At 62.5% G+C, this 11898-nt stretch carries 9 protein-coding genes and 1 pseudogene; 2 read left to right on the top strand and 8 right to left on the bottom strand.

Features of this window, described 5'->3' with window-relative positions:
- Nucleotides 1-20: 20 nt before the first annotated feature.
- From ACSSNI_RS20575 to ACSSNI_RS20610, 8 genes are all read right to left on the bottom strand, one after another.
- Entirely contained in the window at nt 21-848 is an 828-nt protein-coding gene (locus tag ACSSNI_RS20575) for an ABC transporter permease (RefSeq protein ID WP_200638399.1), read from the bottom strand.
- The gene (locus ACSSNI_RS20580; RefSeq protein WP_200638398.1) at nt 845-1771 is read right to left on the bottom strand and encodes an ABC transporter ATP-binding protein; all 927 of its coding nucleotides are present in this window, start codon (nt 1769-1771) and stop codon (nt 845-847) included. The genes ACSSNI_RS20575 and ACSSNI_RS20580 overlap by 4 nt, the downstream gene beginning before the upstream one ends.
- Entirely contained in the window at nt 1768-3075 is a 1308-nt protein-coding gene (locus tag ACSSNI_RS20585; protein WP_148926809.1) for a nitrous oxide reductase family maturation protein NosD, read from the bottom strand. The genes ACSSNI_RS20580 and ACSSNI_RS20585 overlap by 4 nt, the downstream gene beginning before the upstream one ends.
- 65 nt (nt 3076-3140) lie before the next feature.
- Nucleotides 3141-5042 (bottom strand): TAT-dependent nitrous-oxide reductase, encoded by a 1902-nt coding sequence (gene nosZ / locus ACSSNI_RS20590; protein WP_148926810.1) that lies wholly within the window; start codon nt 5040-5042, stop codon nt 3141-3143.
- 30 nt (nt 5043-5072) lie between these two features.
- Nucleotides 5073-7286 (bottom strand): transcriptional regulator NosR, encoded by a 2214-nt coding sequence (gene nosR / locus ACSSNI_RS20595; protein ID WP_200638397.1) that lies wholly within the window; start codon nt 7284-7286, stop codon nt 5073-5075.
- 595 nt (nt 7287-7881) lie between these two features.
- Nucleotides 7882-9135: an acyl-CoA dehydrogenase family protein gene (locus tag ACSSNI_RS20600; RefSeq protein WP_200638395.1), complete on the bottom strand. Its 1254-nt coding sequence runs from the start codon at nt 9133-9135 to the stop codon at nt 7882-7884.
- Nucleotides 9136-9305: 170 nt separating this feature from the next.
- Nucleotides 9306-9746: a CopD family copper resistance protein gene (locus tag ACSSNI_RS20605; RefSeq protein ID WP_200638393.1), complete on the bottom strand. Its 441-nt coding sequence runs from the start codon at nt 9744-9746 to the stop codon at nt 9306-9308.
- Between the two features lie 56 nt (nt 9747-9802).
- Nucleotides 9803-10156, bottom strand: a complete 354-nt coding sequence (locus ACSSNI_RS20610) for a hypothetical protein (RefSeq protein WP_200638391.1) — start codon at nt 10154-10156, stop codon at nt 9803-9805.
- A gap of 192 nt (nt 10157-10348) precedes the next feature.
- On the opposite strand from ACSSNI_RS20610, the gene ACSSNI_RS20615 reads away from it, so the two are divergent.
- Both ACSSNI_RS20615 and ACSSNI_RS20620 read left to right on the top strand, forming a co-directional pair.
- Entirely contained in the window at nt 10349-10750 is a 402-nt protein-coding gene (locus ACSSNI_RS20615; protein WP_200638389.1) for a DUF488 domain-containing protein, read from the top strand.
- A gap of 172 nt (nt 10751-10922) precedes the next feature.
- Nucleotides 10923-11825, top strand: a pseudogene (locus tag ACSSNI_RS20620) (CBS domain-containing protein); the annotation flags it as partial.
- Nucleotides 11826-11898 lie beyond the last annotated feature (73 nt).

The raw sequence follows: 11898 nt of genomic DNA on the forward strand, positions 1-11898 counted from the left end.
TACAGTTTCCTTTTTCATGGTCATGCAGGACGACGGCGGAACACGCCGTAGGCCAGCAGCAGAGAAACACCTACCCAGAGCAACAGGCACAGCCAGAGAGCGGCGGCCGGCAGCGGCAGATCGCTGCCCAGCGCGAGTACGCCCATGGCGTTGCCGCCCTCGAAGCCGGACAGATTGATCAAACGGTAGATATCAGCCGGGTTGAACAGCAGCAGCCAGGGCAACAGCTCGGGGTTGAACTTGCCTTCGCTGAGCACCAACAGCGCCAGCAACACCAGATCGAACACCAGCACGAAGAGAAACCACACCCCAAGCGCCAGCCCGGCGGCACTGGATTTCTCACCCACCTTGCTGCTCAGCACATAGGCCAGGGCGAGGAAAACCCAACCGAGCAACGTCGAAGAGATCATGAAGCGGCCAAAGGCCCAGATCAGCAGACCAATTTCGATGTCTTCGACCAGCGCAGCGATGGCCAGCATGGCGCAGCCGAAGCCGATCAGCACTGCCAGTGCCAGGATCAAGCCGTGGCCGACGAACTTGCCCAGCAGGATCTGTCCACGCCCCAGCGGGTAGGTGAGCAACAGCATCAGGGTGCCGCCCTCGTCCTCGCCAACGATGGCGTCGTAGGCCAGCAGCAGTGCGATCAGCGGCATCAGAAAGGTTGCCAGGCTTGCCAGGCTGGCAATGGTCGCTGGAATCGAGGTGAAGCCCAACTGCCCGGACGCAGCGGCACCCAGCCAGGCAATGCCCACTGCCAGCACCGCGAACAACAGGCTGATGGCCAGCAACCAGCGGTTACGCAAACCGTCGCTGAATTCCTTGCGGGCGATGTTCCAGATCTGGTTCATAGCGTGCCCTCCGCAGCGCGAACGTCACCGGCGCGCTGCATGTAGTAGCGATACAGGTCTTCAAGCGATGGCTGGTGAATCTCGATGTCATCCGGCTCGCTTTCGCCGAGCAGTTCGCGCAGCAGGGGCAGCTTGTGCCCGTTGATGGCTGATACCTCGACGCTGCGCTCGCCCAACGAACGCGCGCTATGTCCAGCGGCGTCCCAACGCTGCAACCAGCCAGCGCTGTCGCCGATACCACTGGCCCGAATGCGCACCGGCAGCCCGGCCTCGACGCGCAGTTGCGCGAGGCTGCCGACCGCCTGTAGCCGCCCCTTGGCGAGAATCGCCGCCCGATTGATATGCGCCTCGACGCCGGGCAAAACGTGCGAGCAGAGGATGACGCTGGTGCCGCGTTGGCGCATGCGGTCGATCAGCTGATAGAGGTCGCCGGTCGCGATGGGGTCGAGTCCCACCGTGGGCTCGTCGAGCAGCAGCAGCCGCGGATCGCCGAGCAGCGCCTGGGCCAGACCGAGGCGTTGGCGCATGCCCTTGGAATAGGTCTTGACCCGCCGCTCGGCGGCATGGGCCAGGCCCACCTGCTCCAGCAGTTCGTCCACCTGCGCCAGCGACGCGCCTTTCAGCCGAGCGAAGTGGCGTAGCGTCTCGCGGCCGCTGAGCTGCGGATAGAAGGTCACGTTTTCCGGCAGGTAACCCAGCTGGCGACGGACCTCGGGATCATGCGGGGCCCGACCAAGCACCCGCACCTGCCCTTCGCTGGGCGTAAGCAGGCCGAGGATCAGTTTCATGCTGGTGGTTTTGCCGGCACCGTTATGGCCGAACAGGCCCAGCACCTCGCCCTCGCCGAGCGTCAGGCTCAGATCATGCAGCACGGTCATGCTGCCGTAACGCTGGTTCACGCCCTGGATCTCTACAGCGCTCATGGCGTTGGCTCCTGCGTTTTGCTTGTCGATGGTTCAGTTGGCGGCTGCATCAGCGGGTGGCTGTCCTGCACGCCGGGTGACTTGATCACCGGGAAGGCCCGCTGAACCCAGCGCAGCACCTCGATGCTCGGGCTGTTCATCAACAGCCGCACCTGCGGATAGAGCCACAGCAGGCGGTCGACGTTGTCGTTGGGCTCGTAGGCCAGGTCGCCCAGGCCGTCGTTGTTGCGGTCCCAGCCGAGGTAGTCGCTCCAGTAGTTGCCACGGCCGTCGATGGACCATTCCTGCGTGCGGGTGGCCACGTACTTGACCTGCTGCTGGTTGCCGATGAAGGCGTTACCCGCGATGCGGTTGTCTTCCGAGCCGGCGGTCAGGTGGATACCCAGCGCGCTCTTCTCGAAACGGTTGCCTTCGATGGTGTTGAACAGCGAGTTGTAGATAAACAGCGCCTTGCCCTCGGCGCCGGAGATCATGCTGTCACCGGTCGAGCCACTGCGCACGTCGCTGACAACATTGTCGCGAATGGTCGAGTAGGTGATGTAGTTCATCAGGATGCCGTAGTTCTCATCGCCCTCGGAGCGGTTGCCGATGACCTCGAGCTTGCGGCTTTGCATCAGCGCGTAGCCGGTGCGGGTGCGGCGGGTGACATTGCCGATCACGCTGTTGTCGTTGGCGAACATGTAATGCACGCCGTAGCGCAGATCCTCCAGCACGTTGCCTTCGATGTGGTTGCCGTTGGAGGTGTCGATGTAAATGCCATCACGGGTATGGCGCACCTGGTTGTCGATGATCCGCGCGCCGCTTACCGCGTAGAGGTGGATGCCGTTGCCACGGTCCTGGGAACGGATGCTCGTGTCGCCTTCGATCCGGTTGCCGATCAGGCTCACATCCTTCGAGCCGTCGACCCAGACGCCGAAACCGGCGCCGCGCAGCTGGTTGTCGCGGATCACCACACGCTGCGCTTTTGGCTGGACGAAGATGGCTGCGTTCATCGCCGTCAGGTCGCGTCCCCAGTCGAGCAGCGTGCAGCCCTCGACCGTGACATCCGATGCTTCGATCAGCAGGCCGTTACCCTCGCCTTGCGCCTGCAATACGGCGCCGGGCTCGCAGCGCAGCTCCATGGGCTGGTCGATGATGAACTGGCCAGTGTATTCGCCGGCTGGCAGGCGCCAGCGGTTGCCCTCTTCCGCCTCCAGCGGCAGGGTCGTAATGGGTTGCGGAGCCGCCGCGGCCACCCCGCAGAACAGGGCCAGCAGCAACGCTGCCAGCGGTTGAAACGTGGATATCGCCTGAGATCTGAGCACAGCGTTGTTCCTCTTCAGCTTCCAGGCAGGTGAAGGGCGGGAGCGACCGCTCCCGCCCGGTTGTGTTACGCCGGCTCGACCATCATGCGGCCGACCATTTCCATGTGCAGCGCGTGGCAGAACCAGCTGCAGTAGTACCAATGCAGGCCGGGCTTGTCGGCCGTAAAGGTGATGGACGAGGTCTGCTGCGGGCTGATTTCCATGCTCGCACCGTGGTTGGTCATGACGAACCCGTGGGACACGTCCTCGATCTGGTCGATGTTGGTGATGGTCACGGTGACTTCGTCGCCCTGCTTGACGTTGAACTCGGTCAGGCCGTAGGTCGGCGCCATCGAGGTCATGTACACGCGCACCTTGTTGCCGTCGCGGATGACCTTGTTGTCGGTCTCCAGATTGATGCCGTCCTTCTTCGCCATTTCCACGGTGGGTGCGAAGAACGGGTCGTCCCGTTTCCAGATCTTCTGCGGCTTGATCTGGTCACGGCGCGCCAGGATGCAGTCGTGCGGCTCGGCATAGGTCGGGCCGTCGTGCACCAGCTTCATTTCCTCACCGGATATGTCGATCAGCTGATCGTTTTCCGGGTGCAGCGGGCCGGTCGGCAGGAAGCGGTCCTTGGAGAACTTGCAGAGCGCGACCAGCCACTTGCCATCGGCTTCGCTGGTTTCGGTCAGCGAGGCATGCAGGTGGCCCGGCTGGTACTGCACGTCGAGCTTCTGCTTGATGTAGTTGACCTTCTCGCCGTTGTAGGCGCGCACCGCGTCGGCCATGTTCCACTTGACCACCTGGCTGTCGATGAACAGCGTGGTGTAGGCGTTGCCGCGACCGTCAAAGGTGGTGTGCAGCGGGCCGAGGCCCAGTTCAGGCTCGGCGGCGACCACGTCGCGCGGGTCCTTCAGCTTGTCGTCGAAGAGGTCATCGAGCTTGGCGATCTCGATCATGGTGACGGTCGGCGACAGCTTGCCCGCCGCGATGAAGTACTTGCCGTCGGACGAGGTGTTGCAGCCGTGGGGGTTCTTTGGCACCGGGATGTAGCGGGTGAATTCCGAACCGGCGCGGCCGTCGACCACGGGCACTTTCGAGTCGCCAACGGTGCTGAACTTGCCAGCCTTGATCGCCGCCTCGATGCGCGGAATGTTGTACACCACCACCCAGTCGCGCTCGTTGCGCATCATGCCACCCAGGTCGGTGGCCTTCTCCGAGTTGTAACAGGTGGAGGCGGCATATTTGCCGGTGTAGTCGGCGTCGGTGTTGTCCAGGTTGCCGTCGACGATGACCTGGAAGGCCATCTCCATTTTTTCCGCGTCGATGACGTTGAACATGGTGTAGGCGTTTTCGGCCTGCAGGTCGTAGGAGCTGCCGTCATTGGGGTGCGGAATGACGAATTCGGCGTTGGCAAACACGTACTTGGTGTGCGGCACCTTCTGCAGACGCAGGCCGTGGATCGCCTGGACGTTCGGCACGGTCAGCATCTTGTCGCACTTCATGATGTCCAGACGGATACGCGCAACGCGGCTGTTGGCCTTGTCGTTGATGAACAGGTACTTGCCGTCGTACTTGCCGTCAGTCATCGAGATGTGGGGGTGGTGGCAGTCGCCGTTCAGGAACTTGGCGCTGTCGCCCATGATGTGGCGGCTTTCGTTGGTCAAACCCCAGCCGGTGGCGGAGTCGACGTTGAACACCGGGATGCGCATCAGCTCACGCATCGAGGGCACGCCTACAACGCGCACTTCACCCTGGTGGCCGCCGCTCCAGAAACCGTAATAGTCGTCCAGCTCACCCGGCGCGACGTGGATCTTCTGCTGCGCGTCCTTGACGGCGGCCGCCCAGGTTTCGCGGCTCATGACCGCGCCGCCAAAGGCCGTGGCGGCCACAGCGGCGCCGGTCAGCGCGCTGGCGCCGAGGAAACCGCGGCGGCTCAGGCCACTCTTTTCCAGCGTTTCGGGGGTGTTCTTGCTCTTGTCGCTCATGGGTCTTGCTCCTTATCGTGTACGGACAGGTCAAACGATCGGTTGCGAGCGCTCGCGATCAGGCGTGTCGCTCTGCGGGTCTACCACTTGCACTACAGGGATCAGCGTCGGGCCGGCCGGGGCTTTCTTGCCGCGCTTGCTGCGCTTGTTCTTCAGGATCAGCGGCGGGCACTTGTTTTCGTTGTGATAGGTCATCTGGCAATCGAGGCAGTAGTGGCACTCGTTGTGATTGATGTGCCCGTCCGGGTGAATCGCCTGGACTTCACATTCGTTGGCGCAGACCTGACAGGGATTGCCGCACTCCTTGCGCCGCTTGAGCCAGTCGAACAGGCGGAAGCGCCCGGTGATCGCCAGACCCGCACCCAGCGGGCAGACGTAGCGGCAGTACACCTTGCGGGTGAAGATGTTGATCGCCAGCAGGGCCACGGCGTAGGCGACGAACCACCATTGGCGGTCGAACTTGAGGGTGATGGCGGTCTTGAACGGCTCCACCTCGGCGGCCTGCTCGGCCATCGTCATCGATTCGAGCGAGATGCCGAACAGCACCAGCAGCACGATGTACTTGATCGCCCAGAGCCGCTCGTGAACCGCGAAGGGCACTTCGTACTGACGAATTTTGAGCTTGCGTGCGGCCTCGTTGATCAGCTCCTGCAGCGCACCGAAGGGGCACAGCCAGCCGCAGAAGACCCCACGTCCCCAGAGCAGGATGCTGGCGGCGGTGAACACCCAGAGGATGAAGATCACCGGATCGGTAAGGAACAGCTCCCAGCGGAAGTCCTGTACCAGGGCATGCACGAAGGTCAGCACGTTGACCACTGACAGCTGGCCCAGGGCATACCAGCCGATGAACACGACGGTGAAGATCAGGTAGCCGTGACGCAGCTTCTTCAGGAAGTTGGGGTGCTGGGTGAGTTTGTCCTGCATGAACAGAATGACGGTCAGCAGGAGCAGCGCGGCCAGGATCACGCCAATCTGAAAGCTCTGCTGATACCAGATGTTGACCCACATCGGCCGGTTGGCCTCCTCGGCTGCCGCCAGTTCTTCGGCAGTCGGCTGCGGGCGATCGATGTACTGCTCAGGCATCTGGTAGGGCAGTTCGAAGCTGGTGAACATGCCACTGATCGGGCCGGTCTGGCGGCGCACCAGCAGCTCCAGCGTCCAGGGCGAGCCGGGATCGAACGCCGCATGCTCACGGACGATGAACACCGCCATTTCGCTGAAATCCGGCATGCCTTCGGCGTACACGTCGTCGAGACGCTGGAAGTCCATGTCGCGGAAGCTGATCACGTTGCCGAACTGGCGCAGCTGCACCCGATCGAAGATCCCGCCCCGTACATAGCCCGAGCCTTTGAACGAGTACTCGCCACTTGCCATGACCGCGACAGCGTGCTCGCCAGGCTTGAGTTCCCCCTTCAGGTCGGCGTAGTGAGCGTCGCCGAGCAGGGCGCGTCCGATGGTGGGCGGGTTCAGGTGGGTGGCGTAGAGGTCGATGAAGGTCTCCCCGACTTCCTCCGGTGCGGCCTCGTCGATGCCTTCGGCTTCGGTGCCTTTGAACGCCTGATCGATGTCGCCCTTGGTCAGGTGCAGGCGGCGAATCGCGCCATTGCCGGTCAGCTCGCTCCAGCTGGCGGGCTCGTAATAGTCCTCGCGGACGGTGGCGGGTTTTTGCGTCGCACCGGCCTTTTCTTCCACCAGCCCGAGAGACACGGCAACGTCGTGGGCTGCGCGCATGACAATTTCATTGACCACCATGACCGTAACGGTGGCACCAGTGACCGCATCGATGGTGACCGCCTTCTCGTCGCTGGAATGGCCGACCACGACCCGCTGATCGACCTTGATCCCCTCGTACTTGGCTGTGAATGCGTGAAGTTTTTCAATCGGAATGCCCACCAACAGGATCGGCTCATGGTGCTCGAGCACGTAGGCATCGACGATCACACCCTGCGGGTCGAGCAGCACCTGCAGGTTGATGGGCTTGCCGGAATAGGCCGGGATATCGACCACGTTGATGGTCTGGAAGGCGTAGCCCTGCACCTCGTCGCCCTTGGTAAGGGTGCGGACCTGGTAATCACCTTCTGCCGCAGAGGCCTCGGCGCCTGGAAAGAACTGCTCGATGCGCTGTTGCTCGGCCTCGTAGTCCTTGGCCTGGGTGAACGCACTGAGCATCAGCGCCAGCAGCAGAGCAAAGCCGAGCCCCCATGCGCCTCTGGTGCCAGCTGCGAAAGAGAGAAGGGACTTCATGAGCGACCTGCTTGATGTTGCGAATGTGAGCCGATGGTAGGCAGCGGTCCCCCACCCTCTCCTTGACGGCTATCAAGATTGGCCGGCAGCGGTGATTGCATTGAGCCATGTCAATGCGCAGGGAGAGTTGTGCTGGGGATTCGCGAGCAGGCTCGCTCCTACTGGGCGCAGCGAAGCTCGGCGCTCCGCCCAGTTGCTGCAGCTCATAACATCAGGAATGTGGGCCCGTAGGGTGGGCTTCAGCCCACCAGCGCTCGTGCGCATGCCGCATGCAGCATGCAGCATGCATCAGAGCTTTGGGCGCCTGCCGGAGGCCGACAGTGCACGTCTTACCGCGGTGGGCTGAAGCTGAACGCCGCCCGCCCGGCCCACCCTAACGGGCTGAAACCGCAGCCTGCTTTAAGTGCATCAATTGCAAGGCAGGGTGAGCGGCGCGATGCGCCGCCCTAACGACCAGCGCAAAAGGCGAACGTCGCGTCACCCACCCACTGCGCTGGTCAGGCCGCCGCCATACTGGGTGACGGCTCGTAGGATGGATCACGCTTCATCGATCCACCAACCCGGGCCACGGTGGATGTAAAAAGCAACATCCACCCTACGCATTGCGACCAGGCGGTGTCAGGTAAGCCGCCGTTGCGCCACGATTGGCCTCGCTGGCCTTGAATTCCATCTTGGCGATGCTGCGCAGATGCACCTGATCTGGACCGTCAGCGAAGCGCAAGGCCCGCCCGCCGGTCCACATGTCCGCCAACGGCGTGTCCGGCGTCAGGCCCATCGCGCCGTAGACCTGCATGGCGCGGTCGGTAACGTTGGTCAGCATTCTCGGCACCAATGCCTTGATCATCGAGATCTCCTTTCGCGCCGCCTTGGCGCCGACCTCGTCGATCATCCAGGCGGTTTTCAAGACCAGCAGACGCGCCTGTTCGATCTCGATGCGCGACTCGGCGATCCAGTCGCCGATATTCGAATATTGCTGTAGATACTTGCCGAACGCCTTGCGCTCCTGGCAGCGCTCGACCATCAGTTCCAGCGCCAGCTCGGCCATGCCGATTGAGCGCATGCAGTGGTGAATACGCCCCGGCCCAAGCCGCGCCTGCGCCATCATGAACCCCTCGCCCTCCTTGCCCAGCAGATTGCTTGCCGGCACTCGCACGTTGCGCAGGACCAGCTCGCTGTGACCTTCCGGCGCCAGGTGATTCATCACCGGGATGTTGCGCACCAGCTCGACACCGGGCGTGTTGAACGGCACCAGAATCATGCTCTGCTGCTGATGGGTCTCCGCACCCGGGTCGGTCTTGCCCATGACGATCAGCAGCTTGCAGTTGGGGTGCGAGGCGTTGGTGATGAACCACTTGCGTCCATTGATCACGTAGTCGTCGCCATCACGGCGGATCAGCGTCTGGATGTTGGTGGCATCGGAGGACGGCACGTCCGGCTCGGTCATGGCGAAGGCAGAGCGGATCTCGCCATCAAGCAAGGGCTTCAGCCAACGCTCGCGCTGCTCCGGCGTGGCGAACATGTGCAGCAGCTCCATATTCCCGGTGTCCGGCGCGTTGCAGTTGAACACCTCCGAGGCCCAATGCACGCGACCCATCATCTCGGCCAGTGGCGCGTATTCCAGATTGCTCAGTCCCACGCCCGGCTCGTCCTCGCCGAGCGAAGGCAGGAACAGGTTCCACAGTCCTTCCGAGCGCGCCAGCGCCTTCAGATCCTCCATGAAAGAGACGGGGTAAGCGCCGGCCGCGACCTCCATATGCCAGGCGCCGATACGCGGCACGATGTATTGATCCATGAACGCGAGAAGCTGCTGACGCAGCGCTTCGACACGTGGGCTATAGGCGAAATGCATCGGATACCTCGGCGATCTGACGGGTCAGGAATGCAATCACCATAGGCGCGGTTAGTTGGAAAAAGAACGAGCCTAAAGCGGCTGAATCAGCCGGCAATCACGCTGACTGATAGCGCGGCGGCATTGACCGAGGTCATCGTCTGCCAGGCGCCGATGCACTAGGGCCACTCTTACCAATGCAGGTAGAACATCCCTTTGGCCAGCAGCACGATGCCTATCATCTGCGCGAAGATCGCCCAGTGGATGCGCCGATAGCGAGCCGGCGTCATGCGCCCGCTGCGCAATAGCATGGCGACCATGCCAAAGGTGAAAAAGACACCCACCGCCAGCAGGATCTTCAGCGACAGCAAGGTCGCGAAGCTGCTGGCGAAGGGGTCGGCCAACACCTGGCGGTGATACCAGGCCAGACCGATACCGGCACCGTAAACAAACAGCACGACCCAGTGCAGCACCACCCGCAGACGTGCGCCGACCGCCTTGTCGACCTTCTGCATCAGCTCCGGCTCGATCTGCTGACGCACGCGGCTGAGCACCGCGACCTCGACGAACAAGGTGCCGATGAAGAAAATGGCCGCCAGCAGATGGATGACATGCAGCAGGGAATAGCTCATCACGGTTCCTTCGGTTTTGATGCCGGCCAGCCTAGCAAAGCCACCGGCAGAACAGGCTAGCGATTCAGTGCCGTCAGGTCGCCGCCCTCGCGTTGCACCTGCTGTCCGGCGAGCAGGCCGTTGTTCGATGTCCGCAGCCGCGACCGACTGCCATCGTCCTTCTCGATCACATACAGGGTTTGCTCCAGCCCGGCCGCCGCCTGCACACCCTGCCCGGCCAGGTAGCCCAGGCCACCACCGATCAGCGCACCGATGGGTCCGCCAGCAGCTGCTCCCAGCATGAAGCCGCTGAGCCCACCGAAACCACCACCGACAACGCGGTCCTCATGCGCCGACACCACCTCATCGGCGACAGCCAGCGAGCTGACCAGCAGGGTTGCGCAGGTAACCAAAGCGACTAGATTTTTCATGCAATGCTCCGTTATGTGTTGTGTCGTTCCTCTTTACACAGTCATGAAGCGTGCCGCCTTTAAAAGCCTCTGGATTCAATTAGTTAACTAGCTGTTAGTATTTTTTACCCTGTCTTGACGGGTACTAAAAACCATTATGTTAGGTGCTTTTAACCACATGCTCAGATACCCCTTATCAAGCAGGCCGACCGAGTGATCCACTGTAAACGCGCCTATGAGCCACCTGCACCTGATGACGGCCATCGGGTGCTGGTCGATCGCCTATGGCCACGCAACCGGCGCAAGGAAACGCTGGCGCTGGATGACTGGTGCAAGACGCTGGCGCCCTCGAATGAACTGAGGCGCGCCTTCAAGGCTGGCGAACTGACCTTCGAGAGTTTTCGGGAAGCGTACCGGCGGGAACTGGCGAGCCACCCGGAGCACTGGTGGCCGCTGTTGGACATCGCGGCCAGAGGCCCACTGACGCTGGTCTACGCCGCGCGCGATGAACAGCACAACAACGCGCAGGTGCTCGCCGAGTGGCTGGAAGATGAGTTGGAGCGACGTGGCGCACCCACATCGCCCACTTGCTATGCCGGCGAGCCGATGGCCTGATTGCCCGAAAGCCTGTCGCGCGTCATCGGGCGCCCGGGGCCTCGGCAGGCAGCGATACACGCAACGAACGACATGCGACTGCCTGCCTGCGACGCGTGTCCGTGCACGCTGACGCTGGTCGCTACGGCTATGTGGTTCAATGCACCAACAGCGTGCCGCCAGGAGCCCCCGCATGCAGGTCGAGCTGCTCGAAATACGCGACCATCTGAGTCGCTTCGCCCCCTTCGACGGTCTGCCGGACGACACGCTCGACGAAATCGCCCGACAGGTCGAGGTCGGCTATTTCAAGGCCGGCAGCGACATTCTTCGCTACGGCGAGACGATCTCGGATCTGCACTACATCCGCAGCGGCGCCGTGGAGGTCTACCGGCGCAACGGCGAACTGTACAACCGCCTGTCCGAGGGCGAAGTCTTCGGTCAGTTCGGCCTGCTGCGCGGCCACAAGGTGCGCCTGCCGGCACGGGCGATCGAAGACAGCCTGATCTACTTCATCCCTGGCCTGTTGTTCGAGCAACTCTGCGAAGCCAATGACGCCTTCGCCGACTTTGTCGAGGCTGAAGGTCAGTCGCGCCTGAAAGTGGAAGAGCCGCAGGGCAAGGCCAGCGAGCTGATGAAGATCAAGGTCCGCAAGCTGGTCACCCGGCGCACCGTCAGCGTGCCGCTGGGCACCAGCGTGCAGGAGGCCGCACAGGTAATGACCGAGCATGGCGTCTCGTCGCTGGTGATCCTCGGCCCGTCGCCAAACCCAGCCGAGGCATCCAGCCTCCAAGTCATGACCGGCATCACCACCGACCGTGACCTGCGCACGCGGGTGTTGGCCGAAGGGCTACCGCTGGATACGCCGGTCGACCAGGTGATGTCACCCAATCCGATCACCATCCAGGCCGACGACTCGGTGTTCGAGGCCATGCTCAGCATGCTGCGCAACAACATCCATCACCTGCCGGTGATGTATCGCCAGCGCCCGGTCGGGGTGATCAACCTGTCGGACATCATCAAATACGAATCGCAGAGCAGCCTGTATCTGGTCAACAGCATCTTCAACAAGCAGTCTGTCGCCGAGCTGCAGAGCCTAGCAGCCTGTCGGACTTTTCCCCTCGCCGGTAGAATTGCGCATCGCTCCTGGAACCTGACTGTATGAGCCGCTT

This window comes from Stutzerimonas tianxiuensis (assembly GCF_053470365.1).

Bases quoted from the DNA above. Each gene is read 5' to 3' on its own strand.
- ACSSNI_RS20575 (WP_200638399.1), bottom strand. From the start codon at position 848: ATGAACCAGATCTGGAACATCGCCCGCAAGGAATTCAGCGACGGTTTG.
- ACSSNI_RS20580 (WP_200638398.1), bottom strand. From the start codon at position 1,771: ATGAGCGCTGTAGAGATCCAGGGCGTGAACCAGCGTTACGGCAGCATG.
- nosZ (WP_148926810.1), bottom strand. From the start codon at position 5,042: ATGAGCGACAAGAGCAAGAACACCCCCGAAACGCTGGAAAAGAGTGGC.
- nosR (WP_200638397.1), bottom strand. From the start codon at position 7,286: ATGAAGTCCCTTCTCTCTTTCGCAGCTGGCACCAGAGGCGCATGGGGG.
- ACSSNI_RS20600 (WP_200638395.1), bottom strand. From the start codon at position 9,135: ATGCATTTCGCCTATAGCCCACGTGTCGAAGCGCTGCGTCAGCAGCTT.
- ACSSNI_RS20605 (WP_200638393.1), bottom strand. From the start codon at position 9,746: ATGAGCTATTCCCTGCTGCATGTCATCCATCTGCTGGCGGCCATTTTC.
- ACSSNI_RS20610 (WP_200638391.1), bottom strand. From the start codon at position 10,156: ATGAAAAATCTAGTCGCTTTGGTTACCTGCGCAACCCTGCTGGTCAGC.